Raw genomic sequence first — 21,353 nt, 5'->3', positions numbered from 1 at the left:
GACGGGACCCCTGCTAAACAGGAGAGCGACAAAACCGGGCCGTAAAACAGGTGTGGCAGCCTGTGGGCGATGATATGCAGGCAGGATAATGAGACTCGCGCATTGGACGCCCGCAAAGCATCGTGCGCCGCACCCATCAGCATGGGCCGGGGTGAAATTCCCGTGGAGCTGTGCCAGCAGCCATCCGTTTTCTGCCTCTTATTTTTTGCGACACCGTCCTCTGAAAGGGGACGCGCAAATTTACAGGAGGTGTTGTATTTGAACACGAACGATATTCCTATCTGGCAAAAATACACGCTCTCCATTGAGGAGGCGTCCAGATATTTCCGCATTGGGGAAAAGAAGCTCCGCAGGTTAGCCGAGGAAAACCCTGACGCCAACTGGCTCATTATGAACGGCAACCGACTCCAGATCAAGCGCAAGCAGTTTGAGAAAGTCATCGACGAGCTGGAGGTTATTTGACGAAGCCGGCTGACAATGAGCCCAGGGCGCGGTATAATAATGATAGCGTATCGAGGCTCATTCCAGCGATGGAAGGGAGCTTTACATCATGTCAGAGAAAAGACGCGATAGCAAAGGTCGAATTTTAAGAACTGGAGAGAGCCAGAGAAAAGACGGAAGATACGCTTACAAATACACGGACGCCTGCGGTAAAACTCAATTCGTGTATGCCTGGAAACTGGTGCCCACCGACAAGACCCCCACGGGCAAGCGGGACGATGTTTCGCTCCGTGAGAAGGTGAAGGAGATCCTGCGTGACATTAACGATGGGATCGACACCATCGGCAAGAAGATGACGGTCTGCCAGCTTTACGCCCGGCAGAACAGCCATCGGAAAAATGTCAAGCGGAGTACCGAGAAGGGCCGAGAATACCTGATGTCCGTTCTGAAAGAGGACCCCCTGGGGTCCCGGAGCATTGACAGCGTGAAGCTGTCGGACGCCAAGGAATGGGCCATCAGGATGAGCGAGAAGGGCTACGCCTACAAGACCATAAGCAACTGGAAACGGTCTTTGAAGGCCGCCTTCTACACGGCGATTGAGGATGACTGCATCCGCAAAAACCCGTTCAACTTCGCCATAGCCGATGTCCTGGAGGATGACACGGAGGAAAAAGCCGCGCTGACCCAGGAGCAGGAGGACCGCCTCCTGGCCTTCGCCGGCAGCGACCCGGTCTACCGGAAGTATTGTGATGAGATCATCATTCTGCTGGGGACCGGCCTCCGCGTTTCCGAGTTGTGCGGATTGACAACGAACCTGGATTTTGAAAACCGCTGCATCCATGTGGACCACCAGCTCCTGCGGGACAGCGAGCTCGGCTACTATGTGGACGAGCCCAAGACCAAAAAGGGTGCGCGGCAGATCCCCATGAGCGAGAAGGTCTACCAGGCGTTGAAGCGGGCTGTGAAGAACAGAGGCAAGGCCGCCCCGGTCAATATCGGGGGCTACACCAACTTCCTGTTCCTCAACCAGAGCGGCCTTCCCAAAACGGCGTCCTGTTACGAGAGCATGTTCCAGGGGCTTGTCAGGAAGTACAACAAGCACCACAAACCAGAAGAAGCCCTGCCGAACATCACGCCCCATACCATGCGCCATACATTCTGTACCCGCCTCGCCCACGCTGGGATGAACCCCAAAGACCTGCAGTACATCATGGGACATTCCAATATCACCATGACGCTGAACTATTACGCTCATGCGGATTACACCTCCGCAAAGGCGGCGATGGACAGGCTGGCGGCGTAGTAGTAAGCCGCCGTTTCTACTACGGTTTTACTACTTTTCAACGCCAAGTGAGGCTCCGAAATGCCATGATATGCGGGGTATCTTCCGAAACGCAAAATGCCGGAAATGCTTGATATTCCAAGCAATTCCGACATTTGCGAAGTGGTGCCAAGATAATCAGAAAATCGGCAGAACTTTTTTGTAACAAAGAACTCCAGAATGAAGGCGATGGGCGCCATGATGGGCAGCTCATGAAGGGCCAGCAGGAAGGTCTGATTGGTAACGCCGCCGGTATTGAGAGCTACGTTGTAGACGATCATACCGTATACCATGATAACGGCCATGATAATGGTAAAGATCACATTTTGCAGTTTTGTTTTAGGCATTTGGGGTCTCCTCTCCAAACAGTTTGGACAGCAACAAAAAAGGAAAGCAACGAAACGCCCGTCTCGTTACTTTCCTTCACTGCGACTGCCTATTATAGGTTCATTTTAGCATTTTTAAAAGGCTTTCGTAAGCGTTTTTTTGCAGGCAGAGCACACAAAAATGTCTCAACGTGAGCGCTCCTTTTGTCCAAGGTGCATGGTTGACAGCAAAAGGAAATCGCGCTAATATATTTGTATACAAATTGTTTGGAACAAAACTGTTTGGGGGAGGAGCCATATGGACCGCAGCTTCCACTATCTGTTGATGGCGACGCAATCGCTGTTTCAGCGCAGCGTGATGGCGGAACTGAACGGGTCTGGCCTGACGGCCGGCCAGCCCAAAGTGCTGGACTACCTGGGCCGCCACGACGGCAGCGTACAGAAGGCCATTGCGGCCGGATGCCAGATCGACCCGGCCACGCTGACCGGGTTGCTCAACCGCATGGAGGAAAAGGGCCTGATCCGGCGCTGCAATGAGGATGGCAACCGGCGGTCCCTCCACGTCTATCTGACAGAGCAGGGATGGGCCAAACAGAGAGAGGTGCGCCAGACCATGGAGCGGCAGTCGGAGGTAGTACAGGCTGGACTGAGCGAGGAACAGCGGGCTCAACTGCTGGACTGCCTCTACAAGGTGTGCGCGAATATGACCGATATGGAGGGTTTGCAGTGAGCAAAGCAGAGCTGGTCCGGAGATATGTGTTGTTTTTATTCGGACTGTTCGTCAATTCTCTGGGGATCGCCCTGACCACCAGAGCCAACCTGGGCACGTCGCCCATTACCAGCGTCCCCTATGTGCTGAGCATTCGGTTTCCCCTGTCATTGGGGATGTTTACCCTGTTTTTCAGCCTGCTGTTGATTGCCATTCAGCTGATTATCCTGGGGAAGCGTTTTCCCAAGCAGTTTTTGCTTCAGCTGCCGGTGATCCCTATCTTTTCTGTATTCATCGACCTGTCCATGGCGCTGTTCTGGTTTGTGGACCCCCAGACCTATCCCGCTAAAGTCTGCTCGCTGCTGCTGGGCTGCCTGGTGCTGGGTTTTGGTGTGTTCATTGAGGTGGCGGCCAATGTGGTCATGCTGCCGGGCGAGTGTACAGTAAAGGCCATCTCCACTCGCTGGAACACCAACTTTGGAAAGACCAAGGTGGCGGTGGATGTGACTATGGCGGCCACGGCGGCGGTGCTGGGGTTGCTGCTGTTCCACACCCTGACCGGAGTTCGGGAGGGTACCTTCATTTCCGCTCTGCTGGTGGGGACCATTGCAAGGCTGTTTGGCCGCCTGATCGGAGCACCGGTGCAGGCATTGCTGAGGAGCCGTCAGTTGTCTCAAGCTTAAGTGCAAAAAACGTCCGGCCATGCTGTAAATCAACAGCATGGCCGGACGTTTTTCTTTTTAAAATAGGAGATTTCAGCGGCTCCAGTCCCGGCTGCGGCCCACTGCCTTGTGCCAGCCGGCCAGCAGCCGCTCCCGCTCCGGGGCGGTCATACGGGGTTCAAAGGCGGTATCGCACATCCACAGGTGGCGAATCTCGTCGGTGTCCTGCCACACATGGGCAGCCAGACCGGCCAGGTAGGCCGCGCCCAGGGCGGTGGTCTCCCGGATGGCGGGACGGCGCACCTCACGATCAATGATATCGGCTTGGAACTGCATCAGGAACTGGTCCCGGCTGGCGCCGCCATCGGCCTTCAGCTGGGTGAGAGGTACACCGGTGTCTGACTCCATGGCGTGAACCAGATCGGCTACCTGGTAGGCGATGGATTCCTGGGCGGCCCGGATGATGTGCTCCCGGCGGGTGCCGCGGGTCAAGCCCACCAGAGTGCCCCGGGCGTACATATCCCAGTAGGGGGCGCCCAGGCCGGTGAAGGCGGGCACCAGGTACACCCCGCCGTTGTCGGCGACCTTCTGGGCGTAATACTCCGCGTCTCGGCTCTCGGTGAAGAAACGCATCTCGTCCCGCAGCCACTGGATCACCGCTCCGCCCACAAAGACGGAGCCCTCCAGAGCGTATTGGACGCCGCCGTCCCGGCCCACGGCAATGGTAGTGATAAGGCCGTTGCGGCTCTCACAGGGGACCGAGCCGGTGTTCATCAGCAGAAAACAGCCGGTGCCGTAGGTGTTTTTGGCGTCGCCGGGCTCAAAGCAGGTCTGACCGAACAGAGCGGCCTGCTGGTCGCCTGCAATACCGGCGATGGGCACCTTGACGCCCTGGATTTCGGTATAGCCGTAGATCTCGCTGGAGGAGCGCACTTCGGGCAGCATGGCCTTGGGAATATCCAGGGCGTGGAGCAGGGTGTCGTCCCAGCACAGCTTATGGATATCGTAGAGCATGGTGCGGGAGGCGTTGGTCACGTCGGTGACGTGGACTGCCCCGCCGGTGAGCTTCCACAGCAGCCAGGTGTCCACCGTACCGAAGAGAATCTCGCCCCGGCGGGCCTTCTCCCGAGTTCCCTCCACATGATCCAGCATCCATTTGATCTTGGTGGCGGAGAAGTAGGCATCGGGGATCAGGCCGGTGGTTTTGCGGATGTGGTCCCCCAGCCCGTCAGCCATCAGCTGATCCACAATGCCGGCGGTGCGGCGGCACTGCCACACGATGGCGTTGCAGATGGGGCGGCCGGTGACCTTGTCCCACAAAATGGTGGTCTCACGCTGGTTGGTGATGCCGATGGCGGCGATGTGGGCGGGGTCTACGCCGGACTGGGCGATGACCTCCATCATCACCGCGTACTGGGAGGACCAGATCTCCATGGCGTCGTGCTCCACCCAGCCCTCCTGGGGATAGATCTGGGTAAATTCCTTCTGGCTGATGCCGATGATGTTCTGCTCCCCGTCAAAGAGAATGGCCCGGGAACTGGTGGTACCCTGATCCAGGGACAGGATATACTTTTCCATAACAATGCCTCCCGATATTCCGCAGCGCTGCGGTCACAGATCGCGTGTGGCTACAAAGGAAACGCCGGTGCCGCAGACGTCGGGCACCACGATGTCGCCGGTATGAATCGGTGCGGTCAGCTCCACCCCGTCCAGACAACGGACCGCCTGCATGATCAGCGACTTGGGGATGGGCGCGTCTGTCTTGACCGGGCAGCGGGGATGGGCGCCGCCAGTGCAGCGGACGGTGGAGGTGACCACCCGTGTGGGATGAGTCAGCTCCATTTTACCATATTCTTCGCCCCGTGGACAGCCATTTCCGGTTACCCGGTAATCCTGTTCCTCGTCGACCTTCAGGTGGCAGCCCTTGGGGCAGACGATGCAGATCAGTTCTTTCATTTGGACTCCACCTCCTGAATGGATACGGTAATGGCTTCCGAGGCCCGCTCCAGCAGGACCTTGGGCAGAACGATGTGCTCCATCTCACCGGGGGCCAGATGCTCCCGGGGGAATCGGGCAATAAGGGTATCCCCCGACTTGACCAGGATCTGACTGTCCCCACAAATCCGGTTGACCCGGAAGAAGAGGTCACAATTTTTTGCCACCCGGTTGGGCCGGATGTGCTGGGGTACGGTGTAGGTCACGCCGTCGCCGGTATGTACCTCCAGCGCGGCGGGATCGGAGGGGGCTGAGCCCAAAACGTAGTCTGCCGCAGCCGCGCCTGCTCGCTGGCTCTCGGCGGTGACGAAGTCCACCAGATCGTGGACGTGGGCCACGTTGCCGCAGGCAAACACGCCGGGCAGGGAGGTCTCCATGTTCTCATAGACCACCGCCCCGTTGGTGCGGGGGTCCATGGCGATGCCTGCCTGGCGGGTCAACTCGTTCTCCGGAATCAGGCCCACGGACAGCAACAGGGTGTCGCAGTCGAACACCATCTCAGTGCCGGGAATGGGCTGGCGGCGTTCATCCACCTTGGAAACCACCACCTGCTCCACCCGGTCCCGGCCGCGGATATCGGTGACGGTATGGGAGAGGTAGAGGGGGATGTCGTAGTCATGGAGACACTGGACGATGTTCCGGTTCAGACCGCCGGAGTAGGGCATGACCTCCACGCAGGCCAGCACTTTGGCACCCTCCAGAGTCATGCGGCGGGCCATGATGAGGCCGATGTCGCCGCTGCCCAAGATGACCACCCGTCGTCCCGGCAGCCAGCCCTCCATGTTGACGTATCGCTGGGCCGCTCCGGCGGTAAAGACGCCGGCGGGCCGCTGACCGGGGATGGCGATGGCGCCCCGGGTACGCTCCCGGCAGCCCATGGCCAGGATGATGGCCTTGGCCTCTTCAATGCGATAGCCGGTATCTTTGCCCACCATATGGACCTGCCGGTTCTCTGTGACGGTGAGCACCATGGTGTCCAGCCGCACCTCCACGCCGGTGTCCTCCAGCATCTTGATAAACCGTCCGGCGTATTCCGGTCCGGTGAGTTCCTCTTTAAAATAATGCAAGCCAAAGCCGTTGTGGATGCACTGGTTCAGGATGCCGCCCAGTTCCTTGTCCCGCTCCACAATGAGGATATGCTTCAGGCCCTTCTCCCAGGCGGCACAGGCGGCTGCCAGCCCAGCCGGGCCGCCGCCGATTACGATCAGATCATACATGGTCATTGCCTCCCTTCGTCTGGCTTGCCAGCAGCCAGCTGCCCGCTTTATCCTGTACAATGGTGCCGGGACTGACCTGCTGCTCCCGGGCCAGGATCTCCACCACCCGGGGCCCGCAGAAGCCGCCCTGGCAGCGGCCCATGCCGGCGCCCACCCGGCGCTTTACCCCGTCCACCGAGCGGGGCGGGATGGGACTGCGGAGGGCGTCCAGAATCTCGCCCTCAGTAACGGTCTCACACCGGCAGATGACACGGCCGTAGGTCGGGTCCTGCTCCACCAGCCGTGCCTTTTCCGCCGGGGACAGGTCGTGAAAGCGGACACGGCGGCGCTGACAGCAGTAGGTCTGCTTTTCTTCCAGCACCAGCCCGTCCCGCTTCAGCAGCTGGACGGCGTATTCCGCGATGGCGGGGGCGGCGGTGAGACCGGGGGAGCAGATGCCCGCCAGATCCAGAAAGCCGGGGGCAGCCAGTTCGATGATAAAATCTCCCCGGTCGGTGGAGGCCCGCACGCCGGCAAAGTTGCGGATAGACTCCCGGAAGTTGACCGAGGGCACGGACTTGAGGGCGGTATTCCGCACATAGGACAGCCCGTCGGAAGTAGTGCCCACGTCGTCATCGGGGACCGGGTCGGCGTTGGGGCCCACGATCAGGTTGCCGTGGACGGTGGGGGCCACCAGCACGCCCTTGCCGCTGGGACCGGGGCACTGGAAGATCACATGGCCCACCCGGTCCCCCTCGCTCTTGTCCAGCAGGAAATACTGCCCCCGGGAGGGGTGGATGGTAAAGCTGGCGGGAGCCGCCATCTCATGGATGGTCTGGGCGGATATACCGGCGGCGTTGATCACATATCGGCTGCGGAAATCACCCTGATTGGTGTGGACCAGCCAGCTGTCCTCCAGCCGTTCCAGACCGGTGACGGCGGTGTCCAGCCGGAGGTCGGCGCCGTTGCGTACCGCCGTCTCCGCCAGGGCAAGACAGTATTCCCAGGGGGAACAGATGGCGGCGGTGGGGGCCCAGAGCGCGGCGTTTACCTGGGAGGACAGGTTGGGGTCCATGGCCCTGGCCTGGTCGCCAGTGAGCACTTCCAAGCCGGGCACGCCGTTGTCCTGGCCCCGCTGCTGGAGGGTGCGGAGGGTGGCCTCCTCCTCCGGGGAGAAGGCCAGCACGAAGGAGCCGCACTGCCAGTAGGGTACGTCCAGCTTGGCACACAGTTCTTTTGCCAGGGAAGCACCCCGCACATTGAGTTTGGCCATAAGCGTGCCAGGCTCGGGGTCATATCCGGCATGGAGAATGGCGGAGTTTGCCTTGGTGGTGCCGTCGGCTACGTCATTTTCCCGCTCCAGAACAGCTACGTTCAGACGATAGCGGGAGAACTGGAAGGCGGCCGCCGCGCCGGTAATGCCGCAGCCAATAATGAGAACGTCATACATAATAAAACCTCCTGGCATGAAACTTCATACGCCAAGAGCGCACCACGAAAACGGGCAAAGGCTTGTGGCGCATGAAGTTTATGCGCATATGGGCCGTCCCGGCCCATACGCTTTGATTTTATGGCCGTGCCGCTGAAAGCGGCACATGGCCAATTTTGCTATGCTTTTGCATAGCAAAAAAGAGCAAAACAAAGCCGCCCCGGCGGGGTAGCTTTGTTTCACTCTCATACTCTGAAACAACAGTATCTGATTTTACATGGCCCAGACAGCTGGGTTGGTGGAGGACACCGCTACTGCACCGGCGCCCAGGGCGCCTGTTACATCCTCCTTGTCGGAGATCAAACCGCCGGCGATGATGGGCTTTCCGGTGGTCTGGCACAGCTGACGGATAATCTTGGGCATCAGGCCGGGCAGTACCTCCACTAAGTCAGCGGATTCCTGGGAGAAGTGGCGCTCTACATTCTTCAGAGCCATGGAGTCCAGCAAAAAGACCCGCTGGATGGCCACCAGCCCCAGTTCCCTGGCCCGCTTGGTAAGGGCGGCCTTGGTGGAGATCACACCGTCGGCGGCGGTATACCGGGCAATAAAGTCGGCGGAGATCTCCCGGGCGGATAGTCCGTCGATGAGATCCAGATGGACAAAGGCCTTCTTATCAGCCTGATGTATGCGGGCTACCTTTTCGCCGATGGTCAGGATATCACCGTAGAGTAGAAAAAGTACAGCCACATCACTTTCCAGCGCGGCCTCCAGTCCGGCGTCGTCCTTTACCGCGGCGATAACCGGCCCATCGGCCAGCAGCTCCAGTAAGCTTGTGCAATTCATGGTCATCGCCTCGTTTCGGCTCCCATACAGCGGGAGGACATAAAAATGCGCAAAGCAACCGCTGGCTGCCTTGCGCGCTCTATCACTCTTCTGCACAGAGGACAGTTTCATAATAACAGGCTGAAACCAGAAATGCAAGAGAGGAGGCGGGAAAAATCAAATTTTGCAGAGAGAACCAAAATTGATATGCCCAGTTTATACAAAACTGACAAAAAATATCTGGACCACTTGACAGTCACTCGTGCATCTGGTATGTTGAAAACAGCTTTAGTACAGTAATTCAATTTCATAATGCGCATGAGTGATTGAGAAGCGCGGCTGTCGGAAGGACGGTCGTGTTTTTTTGCGCTGAGGGGGTGCGGGAAAAGAGGGTTCGTCAGAGGTATGCTTTGAGTAGGAAAAGGAGGTTGTCTCAATGTCCAAAAGTAAGACAAGGAAAACTGCGATTATCCTATGTATTTCTATTATTTTGATGCTGGTGAGCGCGGTAGCTACCATGGTGATCCAGACCGGCGGAGGCAGCATTACCATCAAGGAACTCCACTGGGAAACGGACAGTGGATTCGCCATGGATGGCTGGCTCTTCATTCCTGACGGGGCCACAGCGGAAAATCCCGCTCCCGGCATCGTTACCAGCCATGGTATGTACAACAATAAGGGAATGCAGGACGCCAACTTCGTGGAGCTGGCCCGTCGGGGCTATGTGGTGTTGGCGCAGGATATGCCTTCTCACGGTGAGTCGGATAACGTAAACAACGTGGGATTGGTGACCTCCGGCCTGTATCAATCGGTAAAGGTGCTGGCCGACCTGCCCTATGTGGACAAGAGCCGTATCGGCATCACCGGTCACTCCATGGGCGGTATGTCCTGCAACGCTGCTATCGAGCTGGATAATCAGGCAGAGGAACAGCTGATTTCCGCCGTGCTGCTCAACTGTGCCGATGCTACTTATGTGGATGCCGACGGCGCCTGGACCAATATCTATGGCAGCCGTGACGCGGGTATCATGGCGGCACAGTACGATGAGTTCTTTATGCAGGATACCGATGAAAATGGAAATACCACCCTGCCCAAGGACTACGTACAGTACAACAATGCTCAGTCCTTCCTGTATTTTGGTACCGATCCCACGGGCCAGGAGCTGCGGCAGGCTGATACGGTGTACTATGAGACCATCGATGGACGGGAAGCTGTCCGCGTGATCTACAACCCTGCCATCACCCATCCCTGGGCCCATTTCAGCCAGCGGGCTACTAGCGCCGTTATCAGCTTCTTTGAGGAGACTCTGGGCGCGCCCAATCCGCTTCCTGCCGACGATCAGATCTGGCAGGTCAAAGAGGCCTTCAATCTGGTGGGTCTCATCGGCTTCGGTATGTTCATTACCTGCTTCACTCTGCTGATGGTGAAGACCCCCTTCTTTGCCAGCCTGGGCAGAGAAGAGCCGGTGGCGCCCAGAGCGGTCTCCGGCAAGGGTAAGGCATGGTTCTGGGGCAGCCTGCTCCTGGGTGCCATCTTTGGGTCTGCTGTGTACATCCCCATCATGCTCAATGCCAAGACCTTTACCGTATTTTATGACGGCTGGCCTCAGAGTTCCCCCTGGGGCGTGTGCCTGTGGGCGGCGGCCTGCGGCCTGTTTGCCATCCTGAGCATGGTGGTCAGCTATTTCGCCTTTGGAAAGAAGAACGGCCTGAACCTGAAAGAAGTCGGTGTCAGGATCTCCCTGCCCCAGCTGGGCAAGACCATCCTGCTGGCTGCCATCGTGATCTGCGTAGCATTCGGCTGCGTGTTCTTCACCGACTACTTCTTCAAGGCGGACTTCCGCATCTGGGTACTGGCCGTCAAGACCTTTGCGGTTGACAAGGTTGCTGTGGCGGTGTTCCCCTATGCGGTATTCTTCCTGGTCTACTATGTGGGCAACTCCGTGGCGCTCAACTGCTTCAACTACAATGATATCGGCGGCAAGCATCGCTGGATCAACACCACCATCGTGGCGGTGGCCGCGGTCCTTCCCGCGGTGGTCCTGCTGCTGATGCAGTACCTGCCCTTCTTTGCCGGCGGGGACCTGATGTTCCGAGACGCCAATATGCAGGTGGTCTGGCTCTTCCCCATGCTGGTGGTCCTGCCTGTGGCAGCCATCATCTCCCGCAAGATCTACCGGGCAACCAACAACCCCTATCTGCCTGGTATCATCCTGGGCATCATCGTTACCATGATCAGCTGCAGCAATACCCTGACCTGGTCCCCCACCTAACTCCTGAACCACGAACAACACCCCCGGAGGTTACCTCCGGGGGTGTTGCAATTTTAAGTGGATCTTGAAGAGAGGGTGCGGACGCGGAGGAGGTCGTAAGTACGGATAAAAGGTGCTATTTTACCGCCGTTGTTCAGGCAGCGGAGCAGCACCTCTCCGCAGGCCCGGCTGTCGCTGCCGGCGTGATGGTGGTCCAGCTCCAGGGCCAGGTAATCACACAGGGTATTCAGCCTGTGGTTGGGCAGCTGAGGGAGCAGGCGGCGGCTCATCTGACAGGTACAGGCGTAGGGGACTGTGGGCTGCCAGATTATGCCGTAGTCCCGCAGACATTTGGCCAGCACCGACAGATCAAAGGGTGCGTTATGGGCAATGAGCAGGCCGCTTTCCATAATAGGTTTGATCTCCTGCCACAGCGCCGGAAAGGCCGGCTTTCCTGCTACCATCTCCGGTGTGATCCCCGTCAGTGAAATATTGAAGGCGTCAAAATGAGCTTCCGGATCTACCAGTGAGTAATATTCCTGTACTACAGTGCCATTGTCTATAACGGTGATACCGATGGCGCTCATGCGGTTATTGGCGTAGTTGGGGGTTTCCACATCAAAGGCAATGTACCGGTCTGTCATAGTTGTCCCTCTTCTCTGCGGTATTTTCCTGCCGCTATCATACCGGCTTTTTGAAAAAAAGACAAGAAGGTCAAACGGGGCCCGCACACGAATGTGCGGGCCCCGCGTTTGTATGGAGGCAATTATTTTTTTGCAGAGGTCTCTTCCGTCTTGTCCTTGGGGAGGATCAGGCTGAGCAGCAGGGAGACCACGAACACGCCGGCCACGGCGTTGCCGTTGAAGATATCGCCCACCGCAGGGGGGAAGGCGGCGAAGAAGTTGCCGGAGGTCTGGGTCAGGCCGATGCCGATGCAGAAGGAGAGGGAGACGATGATCATGGTGCGGTCGTTGAACACGCACTCCTTAAGCATCTTGATGCCCTCATACATGATGGAGCCGAACATCATGACGGTGCAGCCGCCCAGCACCGACTGGGGCAGGGAGTTGAAGAAGGCGCCCAGCGGGGGGAAGAGGGAGGCCAGAATCAGGATTAGAGCGCCCATAAGAATGGTGAAGCGATTGATCACGCCGGTCATGGTCACCAGGCCTACGTTCTGACTGAAGGAGGTGAGGGGCAGGCAGCCGAAGCAGCCGGAGATGGAGCTGGAGAAGCCGTCTACCGCCAGGGAGCCCTGGAGCTCCTCGATCTTCAGGTCACGTCCCAGCGCTCCCTGGGCCACGGCAGCGGTGGCGCCGGTGGTCTCCGCAGCGGAAACCAGGAACACAATGGCGATGGTAAAGAAAGCGCCAATGTCAAAAACGGGGGTGTGGCTGGTGAAGAACACCAGCTTGGGCAGGCTGAAGAAGCCCACTTCGCCGATGGTCTTCTGGATGCCGGAAAAGTCCACCATAGGGGCCACTCCCGTCACAGTCAGAATAGCGGAGGCCAGATAGCCCACGATCAGACCCACCAGGATGTTCAGGTTCTTGTAGACGCCCTTCAGGCAGTAGCGGGACACCAGACATACCACCAGAGTAAAGGTGCCGATAGCCAGATGGTACCAGGCGCCAAAGTCGGCCACGCCGCTGCCGCCGCCCCAGGAGTCCATGCCCACCGACAGCAGAGACAGGCCGATGGCGATGACCACGCAGGCGGATACCACGGGGGTGAGGAAGCGCTTCCAATACTTTGCGCTCAAACCTACCAGACCCTCGAAGATACCGCCTAAGATGACGGCACCCACCATACCTTCATAGCCCAGAGCGGGATTGGTGCAGATCATGAGCAGGCTGCCCAGGAAGGTGAAGCTGACGCCCATGACGATGGGCAGCTTGGAGCCGATCTTCCAGATGGGATAGAGCTGTAAACAGGTGCCGATGCCGGCGGCGAACATAGCGCACTGGAGCAGTTGGGTGATCTCCGCGGGAGTGAGATGGGAATCCGTTCCCCGCACGACGGCGGCGCTGCACACGATGAGCACCGGCGCCAGGTTGGCTACAAACATGGCCAGAACGTGCTGCAGGCCAAAGGGGATGGCCTTAGACAGGGGGACCCGCCCGTTCAGTCGGTAGATGTTGTCTTCGCTGACGGTTTTGACTTGTGCTTCCTTGTTTTCCATCCTTGACACCTCACTTGCAAAATAAAAAATAATTATTTCAAATGCATATTTTTTTGCACAAAAGGGTGTAAAAAACCCCTTCGGTCTGAGGCCGAATTGTTTCAGAAACATTATGGCAAATCAACAGGACCGAAGGGGCGCAACATAGGAATCAGGGGATACCTGGCTTTGGGACAATAGGATTACACGGCGTCGGCCTCGGCATTTTTGCCCAGACGGCGAAGCATGGTCTTTTTCACCGCCCGGAAGATATTCTCATATCCGGTGCACCGGCACAGGTGGCCCGACATGAGCTTGCGGATCTCGTCGTCGGAGTATTCCCTGCCGGACTCCAGGATCTCGGCGGCGCTCATGATGAAGCCGGGGGTGCAGAACCCGCACTGGACGGCAGCCTCGTCGATGAAGGCCTGCTGGATGTCGGAGATCTCACCGTTGGGACCGGCCAGCCCCTCCAGGGTGAGGATCTCCTTGCCGTCGGCCCACACCGCCAGATAGATGCAGGAGTTGAAGCACTCCCCGTTGACCAGCACATTGCAGGCGCCGCACTCGCCAACCTCGCAGCCCTTTTTGACGCTGGTGAGCCGGTAGTCGTCCCGCAGCATATCGGTGAGGGAGGCCCGCACGTCGATCATCTTCTCCACCTGCTTGCCGTTGATGGTGCAGCGGACCAGCTTATACTGATTACTCATGAATCACACCTCCTGCCAGACGAATGGATTCGGTCAGGGCCCGCTCGGCCAGGGCCACGGCAATGTGCTGGCGGAAGTCTTTGGCGGCTCGCCAGCTGTCACGGGGATTGATGTCCTCCAGCACGGTTTGGGCAAAGGCCTTGATCTCTGCCTTGGTGGTGGGCTTGCCTTTGGCATATGCCTCAGCGGTGACAGCCCGCATGGGAACCGGTCCCGCCACGCCGTAGGCGATACGGACGTCCTCCATGGTGCTCTTGTCCGCCGACAGCTTCACATTCACCGAGCAGCCGGTAGTGGCAATGTCCATGGCGTTGCGCATGGCGTACTTGATGTAATGGCCCTCGTAGCCCTCATAGGCGGCCTTGGGGATGACAATGGCGGTCTGGAGTTCGCCGGGGCGCAGGTCTACCTGACCGGCCTTGATGTAGAAGTCCTGGATGGGGATGCGCCGCACGCCCTCCGGTCCGGTGATCTCGATGATGGCGTCCCAGGCGAACAGGGTGGAGGCCGAGTCGGCGGAGGTGACGCCGTTACAGGTGTTGCCGCCGATGGTGCCGATGTTGCGGATCTGGGGACCGCCCACCTGATCCACCGCCTGACCCAGCACATTGATATGGGCCTGAATGATGGGGTCCTTGGTGATGTGGGAGAAGCTGGTGAGGGAGCCGATGCGGATGGCGCCATCCTCCTCAAAGGACACCCCCCGCAGTTCGTCCAGACCATAGATGCTGACCAGCTCCTTGCCGGCCCGCTTGCCCTCCCGTATCTGGACCAGCACGTCACTGCCGCCGGCAATGATCTGAGCCTCGGGATGTTCCAGCAGCAGCTGGACGGCATGAACTACGCTCTCTGCCTCGTAAAGGGCTTTGATATCATACATGGCCGGGAGCCTCCTTTCAAATCAGTCCCTCTTCCTTGAAACGGCGGAAGAGGATATGGGGATTGACGGGCGCCTCGTTCACAAAGACGCCGGTGGCCTGATAGACGGCGTTGCGGATGGCGGGAGCCACCGAGCAGGTGGGCGGCTCGCCCAGAGCCTTGGTGCCAAAGGCGCTGGTGGGCTCGGGATTCTCCACGAAGAAGGCCCGCAGCCGGGGGTGATCCATAAAGGTGGACAGCTTGTAGTCCAGCAGGTTGTTATTCAGAGCCTTGCCGCTCTTGGGATCGAAAAGCAGCTTCTCCGACAGGCCGAAGCCGATGCCCATGCTCATGCCGCCGTGGACCTGAGCCTCCGCCAGAGCGGGGTTGATAATGGTGCCGGCGTCGTGAACGTTGACCAGATCCAGCAGCTTTACCTTGCACATGGGGATATCCACCTCCACCTCGGCGAAGGTACAGCCGAAAGAGTAGGCGTTGGATTTGATCTGGGCGGTGCTCTCGGCGGTGAGGTGCTGGCTGTGGGTCAGGCTGTACAGGGCCTCGGTGGCCAGGTCGCCCAGAGTCATCAGTACCCGGCCGTCGGTGACGCGGACGATATTGCCGTCGATGATGTCCAGGTTGTAGGGGGGCATCCGGGTCAGCTCATGGGCGTAATTGAGGATGCGCTCTTTCAGCAGGGAACCGGTCTGCCGGATGGCAAAGCCGGCGGTGTAGGTCTGGCGGGAGGCGTAAGCGCCGGTGCCGAAGGGGGTGACGTCGGTATCCTGGCAGGACACCACATGGACCTTGTCCAGGGGAACGCCCACCACGTCGGCGGTCATCTGTGAGAAGGCGGTGTCGGCACCCTGGCCGATCTCAGTTTCGCCCACCTGGACCTGGAGGGAGCCGTCCTGGTTGAGAACCATCCGGCAGGAGGAGGTCTCCAGAGAGATTGGCCACACGGCGGTGTTGTACCAGAACACCGCCATGCCGATGCCCCGGCGGATGTCGCCGGTCTGGTTCTGGTAGGCCTTATATTTCCGCAGGTAGTCGGTGACCTCCATGCCCTTGTCCATACACTGATTGAAGGTGTCGGCGTACAGCTCGTTTTTGGAGAAGGGATCGGTGTAGCCCACCGGCATCAGGTTCTTCCGCCGGAAGGCGATGGGGTCCATACCCAGCTTGGCGGCAACCTCCTCGGTGTGGCACTCGGCGGCCCACATGGCCTGGGGAATGCCGTAGCCGCGCATGGCGCCGGCCACCGATTTGTTGGTAAAGACGGTGTAGGCGTCCACCTCCACGTTGTCGCAGGGGTAGAGCTGGGGGAAGGCGCCGGCGCCCTTGGCGCAGATGCTGTGGCCGTGGGAGGCGTAGGCACCCTGATCGGAGAAGGCCTCCAGCTTGCGGGCGGCGTAGGTGCCGTCGGGCCGCACCCAGGAGATGATGTGGCTGCGGATGGCGTGGCGCACCCGGGTGGAGACGAAGGTGTCCTCACGGGGCACATCCAGCTTCACCAGGTGGCCGCCCAGCTGCATACACAGCCAGGCGCACAGGGGCTCGTAGAGCACATCCTGCTTGTTGCCGAAGCCGCCGCCGATGTAGGGCTTGATGACCTGGATCTTGCCCCACTCGATGCCCAGAGCCTGGCCCACCACCCGGCGAACGATGTGGGGAATCTGAGTGGAGGTGACAATTTTGATTCGGTCGCCGTTCATCTCGGCGTAGCAGATGAAGTTTTCAATGTGGCAGTGCTGGACGGTGGGAGTCTCATACCAGCCCTCCACCTTGATGAGGCCGGGCTCCTTGATGGCCTCCTCGTAGTTGCCCTTGCGGATGGTGGTGTGCTTGAGAATATTGTTGGGATAGGCCTCGTGGAGCTGGGGGGCGCCGTCCTTCATGGCGTCCAGTACGTCCAGTACAAAGGGGTACTCCTCATACTCCACCTTGATGGCCCGGAGTGCCTGGGCGGCGGACACCTCGTCCTCCGCCACCACCGCGGCGATGTCGTCGCCGTAGAAGCGGACCCGCTCGGTCAGTACCAGCCGGTCGGCCACATCCTGGTGGCTCTCGTCGGTGGACCAGGGGTGTCCGGCGGTGGGGAAGCAGTGCTTCTCCTTCAGGTCAAAGCAGGTAAAGACCTTGACCACGCCGGGGATGGCTTCCGCCGCGGAAGTGTCGATGGACTTCACCCGGCCGTTTGCGATGGTGGCGTGCAGGACCTGGGCCACATAGGCGCCCTTGTCGCACAGATCGTCGGTATATTTGGTGCGCCCGATGACCTTGTCATAGGCGTCCACACGGGTGGCTTTCTTTCCTACATACATGGCGCGTTCCTCCTGTCTGTCAGTTGATTGTCTGGGCCTGGATTCAGCCGTTGACGTGATGCTCGATGTGAGATTTCATGCGTCGGTAACCGTCCTCGGTGATGATGATTTTGCCTCGCTGGACCCGGATCAGGCCCAGCTCTTCCAACTTTTGAATGCTGCGGTCCAGGGTCTTGACGGAAAAGCCGATCTCATCCGAGATCTGAGCCCTGGTCTGCTTCAGCTCCAGCTGCTGGGGTGTGGGGATACGCTGCTCGAATTTACGGATCAGATGGACCATCAGCCGATCCTTGCCCTCCATAAAGAGATACTTCCGGGCTTCGGCGGTCTGGGTAATGAGCCGGCGCATATTCTCCTGGGTCCGCAGAAAGAGGGCGTCCACGTCCATCCGCATCCAGTCCATATAGGCGTCCGCCGGAATGGAGAGCACCCGGCATTTGGTGGATGCCACAATGCTGATGCGGTACTGAGGCAGTCCGGCGAAACACTCGATTTCGCCAAAGAAGTCCCCCGGCCCGAAATCCTTGAAGGAATAGGGTCGCTCATGCATGGGCCACTCCACGCCGGTCACCTTGCCGGAGAGGATCACAAAGATATGAGTACACTCTGTGCCGGCCTTAATAAAGGTCCGGTCTGCCTCTATATCGATCAGGGTCATGTAGTATTTGACTTCTTCGGTACAGTTCCGGAACAGAAACTCCATGTAGCTTCGTTTCTGTGGAGGGAGCTCCTTAAAAATATCCACAAGACTGCACCTCCTTGGTTGTATTATATCGTTACATTCCTACAAAAGAAAAGGTCATGTGTCTTATTTTTTTTATTTTTTCTGTGAAAGCGGTCAAATTGCCTTTGGAGGTCTCCGGGAATGTGGATGAAACCGTACCCATCTGTTAAGGAAAGAATGGGGCGGTGCACGTGGGACTTCCCGAAAACGGGAGGAGAGGGTAACATTGACAAACAAAAAATGAAATGATACAATGAGTTTAATTTCCGGGACCTTTCGTTTTGCAAAGGAGACTGGTATATGGATGGGACCTTTGTCGAGATGCAGATGCAGCGGAAGACCGCTGTGGAATTGCGCAGTGACAAAGGCCCTTTTTCGTTGGGGGAGGGTTTGGTATGAAGCGGATCTGGCTGGTGGGGATGCTGCTGCTGGCAGCGGTAATGCTGTCTGGCTGCCGGGAGGAACTGCCCGACATCGACAATAGTACCATTGACTTTTCCACCTCGGAGTACAAACATATCACCAACGGCGGCGTCACCGAGGATGAGAAACTGCCCTACAATATAGACGCAATCACCGGCGCCACTTTGACGGTGGAGGGGCCGGGGGTGGTGTCCTCTACGCCCCTGTCCATCCGGGAACTGGAGAACCGGACGGAGGGCCTCTTCCGGGGGGCTTACGAGGACAGCAGCGGCGTGCAGATCTACGAGGGGGTTGACCTGTACACCGTGCTCTATGAGATGACGGGCGGAGACAGCGGCATTTTCCTCACCGACACCGCCACCCATGTGGAGCTGAAGGACTGCAACCGCAATACCCTGGCCGTCATTCCCCTGGATCAGGTGGCCCAGGCCAGCCAGCAGGGCCGTCCCATCCTGCTGGCCTACGGGGTGGGCAAGACCGACGGTTCCCTGGCTGCCCCCTTTGTCTTTGACGCCAAGGCGGAGGGGGAGCACTCCCTGGGCTATGTGGACGAGCTGGACAACGAGGACGGCTGCCTCCGGCTGGTGTACGATCTGGATCGGTGGGAGGCGGAGGGGGACTATAAGACCTTCTCCAACGTGGCCTACCTCTATGTCCGGGAGGGGGAGGAGCCGGGCTACAAGCACGACGGCGGCCCCTACGGCAGCGCCGACTACGGAGAGTACATCCTCACCTTCCGGGGCGACGCCCTGGGGGCGGAGCTGGACCTGACGGTGTCTCAGCTGGAGGCCCTGGTGCGCTACGATGAAAATGGAGAGCCCCAGGAGGGCGGGCTGGGCTGGCGGGATAGCTACAGCCTGGCCAACAACGCCTACTGGTATGTGAACGAGTATGAGGGGCTGGACCTGTACCGGCTGCTGTGTTACCTGGGTATGGACAGCGCTGAGGAGCTGGGGCGAGCGGAGTCCCGCACCACCATCGTTACCTTCCAGGCCGCCGACGGCCGTCTGTCCCCCGAGTCCTTCTCGGTGGAGGCCCTGTCCTACCCGGATGCTTTCGGCTTCTACAACAAAAATGCTGCGGACCCAGGGGACGGCAGCTATGTGCCCACCAACGCCGATTTGGCGGATACCGGCTATCCGGTGCTGCTGGCCTACGGCGTCAACCGCTACCCCTACACCGTGGACCGGGGGGACGAGGGCTACCTGTCCGGCCTGGCCAACAGCGGCGGCCCCATGCGGGTGGTGTTCGGAAAGACCCAGTACAACCACGCCAACGGCTCCAACCAGGTGCAATATGTGAGCCAGGTCATCGTGGGAGAGGACGTACTCTATCAGACCCACCTGTACGCAGACGACCCGGACTGCCGTGCCCTGGCGGAGGAATCCGTCCGGCTGGAGGTGGTGGACGAGGCAGGCAAGCAGCTGCTGGAGCGCACCCTGACGGTGGGCCAGGTGGAAAACCTGGTCTACGGCGAGGGGGCCGACCGGACCTCCGCGTCGGTAAAGGACCGCTATCAGCGGCCTGACCAGCCGGACCAGTCCGACGTCTACGAGGGCGTGAGCTTGGAATATCTGCTGATGGACTACGCCGGTCTGCCTGGAACGGTGGGAACAGTTACCTTCTCCGGCGGCGGGGAGGAGGTCACCGTCTCTCTGGAGGACCTGTTCCTGCCCGGCTATAACAGCGCCACCGGCAAGAGCGGTCTGCTGCCCATGCTGGCCTTTGCCAAAAACGGCGCGCCCCTGGTGGGGGCGGCGGGAGATGAGGGCTACACCGAGAGCCTGCCCCTGTATCCCACGGACAGCCAGGACCCGTCAACCTACTGGGTGGACAACCAGGGCGGCCCGCTGACGGTGCTGCTGCCCGCCCAAGGGGAGGAGGAGGCCCGGCAGATCTGCGGGGTCACCTCCATTCGGGTGGAGCTGGAGCCAGACCCCTACGCCCATCTGGAGGGGGAGGCCGCCGCTCTGGCGGACCGGACTGTGACCTTGTCTGGCCCCGGCCTGACCCAGGAGCTGACCCTCACCGTGGCAGAGCTGGAGAGCCGCCAGACCCAGGCCAAGACCATGGATTTCAGTCTGCTGGATCAGGACAGCCTGACCCAGCAGCGGTACCGGGGCATCCCGGTGTATCAGCTGCTCACCGAGGCGGGACTGTGCAACAACGCCGGGGAGGTGACGGTGACCTCCGCCGACGGCACCAGCGTCACCCTACCCCTGTCCCTGCTGAAGGGCATCAATTACACCAACTACGCCGCTCCGGAGAAGCAGCCGGTGTGCGCTCTGCTGGCCTACGGTACCGGTCCGGTGGACGGACAGGGGGGAGCCCCTCTGACGGAGGAGACCGGCGGTCCCCTGAAGCTGGTGGTGCCTATGGACGGGGAGGACGCGGAAAACGGGGAACTGTGGGTGGAGAATGTGGTGTCCATCCAGGTGTCGGCCAACCAGGTGGACACCTGGAGCCACGCCATGAGCGATGTATACAGCGAGTTTTTGGACGACACCATGACCCTCACCATCCGCAACGACGACCACGAGTGGACCCGGGACTATACGGTGGAACAGCTGGAGGCCATGGACAGCCTTATCGTCCGGGACGACTACGCCGTGCTGGAGCTGGGCACCTGCGAGGGCATCGACCTGTGGGGCCTGGTGCTCCAGGAGGCGGGGGAGGTGCCCGGCATCGACCAGCCGGTGTCGGTAACGGCCTATGCCTCCGACGGCTATAAAAATGACCTGCTCAGCGTCTTTGCCATGGACGGCCTGGAGCAGGGGGTACTGGACCCGGAGGGCCAGCGGAAGAAGATCATCATTGCCTACGCCATCAACGGCGCCCCCCTGGTGGATGAGGAGAGCCACGAGGGCTATACCGGCACCGCGGGCAACAGCAGCGGGCCCCTGCGCATCATTGCCGAGACGGTGCAGGGGGCGTCGGTGAAGTATTTCAACAAGCTGGTGGTGACGGTGCCGGGCAGCGGCCCCATCGGGTAAGGAGGGAG

At 59.5% G+C, this 21,353-nt stretch carries 19 protein-coding genes; 7 read left to right on the top strand and 12 right to left on the bottom strand.

Annotated features, from left to right (window positions below):
- Positions 1 to 258 precede the first annotated feature (258 nt).
- Together B5G06_RS02560 and B5G06_RS02555 are read left to right on the top strand one after the other, a co-directional pair.
- Entirely contained in the window at positions 259 to 462 is a 204-nt protein-coding gene (locus B5G06_RS02560; RefSeq protein WP_025654190.1) for an excisionase, read from the top strand.
- Between the two features lie 88 nt (positions 463 to 550).
- Positions 551 to 1,744, top strand: coding sequence for a site-specific integrase (locus B5G06_RS02555; protein ID WP_087187541.1), 1,194 nt, complete (start codon positions 551 to 553; stop codon positions 1,742 to 1,744).
- Here B5G06_RS02555 and B5G06_RS14295 read toward each other — a convergent pair.
- Positions 1,702 to 2,109 carry a hypothetical protein gene (locus tag B5G06_RS14295; protein WP_242955318.1) on the bottom strand — a complete coding sequence of 136 codons (408 nt, stop codon included), beginning with the start codon at positions 2,107 to 2,109 and terminating at the stop codon, positions 1,702 to 1,704. The two genes, B5G06_RS02555 and B5G06_RS14295, sit on opposite strands and share 43 nt — an antisense overlap.
- Before the next feature lie 277 nt (positions 2,110 to 2,386).
- On the opposite strand from B5G06_RS14295, the gene B5G06_RS02545 reads away from it, so the two are divergent.
- Both B5G06_RS02545 and B5G06_RS02540 read left to right on the top strand, forming a co-directional pair.
- Positions 2,387 to 2,818: a MarR family winged helix-turn-helix transcriptional regulator gene (locus tag B5G06_RS02545; protein ID WP_087187540.1), complete on the top strand. Its 432-nt coding sequence runs from the start codon at positions 2,387 to 2,389 to the stop codon at positions 2,816 to 2,818.
- Positions 2,815 to 3,480, top strand: a complete 666-nt coding sequence (locus B5G06_RS02540; RefSeq protein WP_242955317.1) for a YczE/YyaS/YitT family protein — start codon at positions 2,815 to 2,817, stop codon at positions 3,478 to 3,480. Before B5G06_RS02545 ends, B5G06_RS02540 begins: the two co-directional genes overlap by 4 nt.
- A 72-nt stretch (positions 3,481 to 3,552) precedes the next feature.
- Here the strand turns inward: B5G06_RS02540 and glpK are convergent, their stop codons facing one another.
- The 5 genes from glpK to B5G06_RS02515 all read right to left on the bottom strand — a co-directional run bounded on the left by glpK (position 3,553) and on the right by B5G06_RS02515 (position 8,922).
- Positions 3,553 to 5,037 (bottom strand): glycerol kinase GlpK, encoded by a 1,485-nt coding sequence (gene glpK, locus B5G06_RS02535; protein WP_204220722.1) that lies wholly within the window; start codon positions 5,035 to 5,037, stop codon positions 3,553 to 3,555.
- Between the two features lie 33 nt (positions 5,038 to 5,070).
- Positions 5,071 to 5,415, bottom strand: coding sequence for a DUF1667 domain-containing protein (locus B5G06_RS02530; protein WP_087187538.1), 345 nt, complete (start codon positions 5,413 to 5,415; stop codon positions 5,071 to 5,073).
- Positions 5,412 to 6,671, bottom strand: coding sequence for an NAD(P)/FAD-dependent oxidoreductase (locus tag B5G06_RS02525; protein ID WP_087187537.1), 1,260 nt, complete (start codon positions 6,669 to 6,671; stop codon positions 5,412 to 5,414). The genes B5G06_RS02530 and B5G06_RS02525 overlap by 4 nt, the downstream gene beginning before the upstream one ends.
- The gene (locus B5G06_RS02520; RefSeq protein ID WP_087187536.1) at positions 6,664 to 8,100 is read right to left on the bottom strand and encodes an NAD(P)/FAD-dependent oxidoreductase; all 1,437 of its coding nucleotides are present in this window, start codon (positions 8,098 to 8,100) and stop codon (positions 6,664 to 6,666) included. The genes B5G06_RS02525 and B5G06_RS02520 overlap by 8 nt, the downstream gene beginning before the upstream one ends.
- 252 nt (positions 8,101 to 8,352) lie before the next feature.
- On the bottom strand, positions 8,353 to 8,922 hold the full coding sequence (locus B5G06_RS02515; RefSeq protein ID WP_087187535.1) for a glycerol-3-phosphate responsive antiterminator: 570 nt from the start codon (positions 8,920 to 8,922) through the stop codon (positions 8,353 to 8,355).
- Between the two features lie 45 nt (positions 8,923 to 8,967).
- On the opposite strand from B5G06_RS02515, the gene B5G06_RS02510 reads away from it, so the two are divergent.
- Positions 8,968 to 9,201 carry a hypothetical protein gene (locus tag B5G06_RS02510; RefSeq protein ID WP_087187534.1) on the top strand — a complete coding sequence of 78 codons (234 nt, stop codon included), beginning with the start codon at positions 8,968 to 8,970 and terminating at the stop codon, positions 9,199 to 9,201.
- Positions 9,202 to 9,337: 136 nt separating this feature from the next.
- Positions 9,338 to 11,173: an alpha/beta hydrolase family protein gene (locus tag B5G06_RS02505; RefSeq protein ID WP_143382698.1), complete on the top strand. Its 1,836-nt coding sequence runs from the start codon at positions 9,338 to 9,340 to the stop codon at positions 11,171 to 11,173.
- 53 nt (positions 11,174 to 11,226) lie between these two features.
- On the opposite strand, the gene B5G06_RS02500 is transcribed toward B5G06_RS02505, so the two are convergent.
- The 6 genes from B5G06_RS02500 to B5G06_RS02475 form a co-directional block, all read right to left on the bottom strand.
- Positions 11,227 to 11,796 carry a 3'-5' exonuclease gene (locus tag B5G06_RS02500; protein WP_087187532.1) on the bottom strand — a complete coding sequence of 190 codons (570 nt, stop codon included), beginning with the start codon at positions 11,794 to 11,796 and terminating at the stop codon, positions 11,227 to 11,229.
- 122 nt (positions 11,797 to 11,918) lie between these two features.
- Positions 11,919 to 13,334: a uracil-xanthine permease family protein gene (locus tag B5G06_RS02495; protein ID WP_087187531.1), complete on the bottom strand. Its 1,416-nt coding sequence runs from the start codon at positions 13,332 to 13,334 to the stop codon at positions 11,919 to 11,921.
- A gap of 182 nt (positions 13,335 to 13,516) precedes the next feature.
- Positions 13,517 to 14,023, bottom strand: coding sequence for a xanthine dehydrogenase subunit XdhC (xdhC, locus tag B5G06_RS02490; protein WP_087187530.1), 507 nt, complete (start codon positions 14,021 to 14,023; stop codon positions 13,517 to 13,519).
- Positions 14,016 to 14,903 (bottom strand): xanthine dehydrogenase subunit XdhB, encoded by an 888-nt coding sequence (gene xdhB / locus B5G06_RS02485; RefSeq protein ID WP_087187529.1) that lies wholly within the window; start codon positions 14,901 to 14,903, stop codon positions 14,016 to 14,018. Before xdhB ends, xdhC begins: the two co-directional genes overlap by 8 nt.
- A 16-nt stretch (positions 14,904 to 14,919) precedes the next feature.
- Positions 14,920 to 17,205 (bottom strand): xanthine dehydrogenase subunit XdhA, encoded by a 2,286-nt coding sequence (gene xdhA / locus B5G06_RS02480; RefSeq protein ID WP_087187528.1) that lies wholly within the window; start codon positions 17,203 to 17,205, stop codon positions 14,920 to 14,922.
- 43 nt (positions 17,206 to 17,248) lie between these two features.
- The gene (locus B5G06_RS02475; protein ID WP_087187527.1) at positions 17,249 to 17,950 is read right to left on the bottom strand and encodes a Crp/Fnr family transcriptional regulator; all 702 of its coding nucleotides are present in this window, start codon (positions 17,948 to 17,950) and stop codon (positions 17,249 to 17,251) included.
- A 374-nt stretch (positions 17,951 to 18,324) separates the two neighbouring features.
- Between B5G06_RS02475 and B5G06_RS02470 the strand changes: the two genes are divergently transcribed.
- The gene (locus B5G06_RS02470; RefSeq protein ID WP_087187526.1) at positions 18,325 to 21,345 is read left to right on the top strand and encodes a molybdopterin-dependent oxidoreductase; all 3,021 of its coding nucleotides are present in this window, start codon (positions 18,325 to 18,327) and stop codon (positions 21,343 to 21,345) included.
- Positions 21,346 to 21,353: the final 8 nt, after the last annotated feature.

Origin of the sequence: Flavonifractor sp. An52, assembly GCF_002159385.1 — a bacterium.
In the GTDB taxonomy this organism is placed as follows: domain Bacteria; phylum Bacillota; class Clostridia; order Oscillospirales; family Oscillospiraceae; genus Flavonifractor; species Flavonifractor avicola.
The sequence above is the reverse complement of the archived record's forward strand: the minus strand, read 5'-3'. Positions and strand labels throughout refer to the sequence as shown.

What these genes read in the sequence shown, in the direction of transcription:
- B5G06_RS02530 (WP_087187538.1), bottom strand. Translation starts at nt 5,415, where the DNA reads ATGAAAGAACTGATCTGCATCGTCTGCCCCAAGGGCTGCCACCTGAAG.
- xdhA (WP_087187528.1), bottom strand. Translation starts at nt 17,205, where the DNA reads ATGTATGTAGGAAAGAAAGCCACCCGTGTGGACGCCTATGACAAGGTC.
- glpK (WP_204220722.1), bottom strand. Translation starts at nt 5,037, where the DNA reads ATGGAAAAGTATATCCTGTCCCTGGATCAGGGTACCACCAGTTCCCGG.
- B5G06_RS02515 (WP_087187535.1), bottom strand. Translation starts at nt 8,922, where the DNA reads ATGAATTGCACAAGCTTACTGGAGCTGCTGGCCGATGGGCCGGTTATC.
- B5G06_RS02505 (WP_143382698.1), top strand. Translation starts at nt 9,338, where the DNA reads ATGTCCAAAAGTAAGACAAGGAAAACTGCGATTATCCTATGTATTTCT.
- B5G06_RS02545 (WP_087187540.1), top strand. Translation starts at nt 2,387, where the DNA reads ATGGACCGCAGCTTCCACTATCTGTTGATGGCGACGCAATCGCTGTTT.
- B5G06_RS02500 (WP_087187532.1), bottom strand. Translation starts at nt 11,796, where the DNA reads ATGACAGACCGGTACATTGCCTTTGATGTGGAAACCCCCAACTACGCC.
- B5G06_RS02555 (WP_087187541.1), top strand. Translation starts at nt 551, where the DNA reads ATGTCAGAGAAAAGACGCGATAGCAAAGGTCGAATTTTAAGAACTGGA.
- B5G06_RS14295 (WP_242955318.1), bottom strand. Translation starts at nt 2,109, where the DNA reads ATGCCTAAAACAAAACTGCAAAATGTGATCTTTACCATTATCATGGCC.
- B5G06_RS02470 (WP_087187526.1), top strand. Translation starts at nt 18,325, where the DNA reads ATGAAGCGGATCTGGCTGGTGGGGATGCTGCTGCTGGCAGCGGTAATG.
- B5G06_RS02510 (WP_087187534.1), top strand. Translation starts at nt 8,968, where the DNA reads ATGCGCAAAGCAACCGCTGGCTGCCTTGCGCGCTCTATCACTCTTCTG.
- B5G06_RS02520 (WP_087187536.1), bottom strand. Translation starts at nt 8,100, where the DNA reads ATGTATGACGTTCTCATTATTGGCTGCGGCATTACCGGCGCGGCGGCC.
- xdhC (WP_087187530.1), bottom strand. Translation starts at nt 14,023, where the DNA reads ATGAGTAATCAGTATAAGCTGGTCCGCTGCACCATCAACGGCAAGCAG.
- B5G06_RS02525 (WP_087187537.1), bottom strand. Translation starts at nt 6,671, where the DNA reads ATGTATGATCTGATCGTAATCGGCGGCGGCCCGGCTGGGCTGGCAGCC.
- xdhB (WP_087187529.1), bottom strand. Translation starts at nt 14,903, where the DNA reads ATGTATGATATCAAAGCCCTTTACGAGGCAGAGAGCGTAGTTCATGCC.
- B5G06_RS02495 (WP_087187531.1), bottom strand. Translation starts at nt 13,334, where the DNA reads ATGGAAAACAAGGAAGCACAAGTCAAAACCGTCAGCGAAGACAACATC.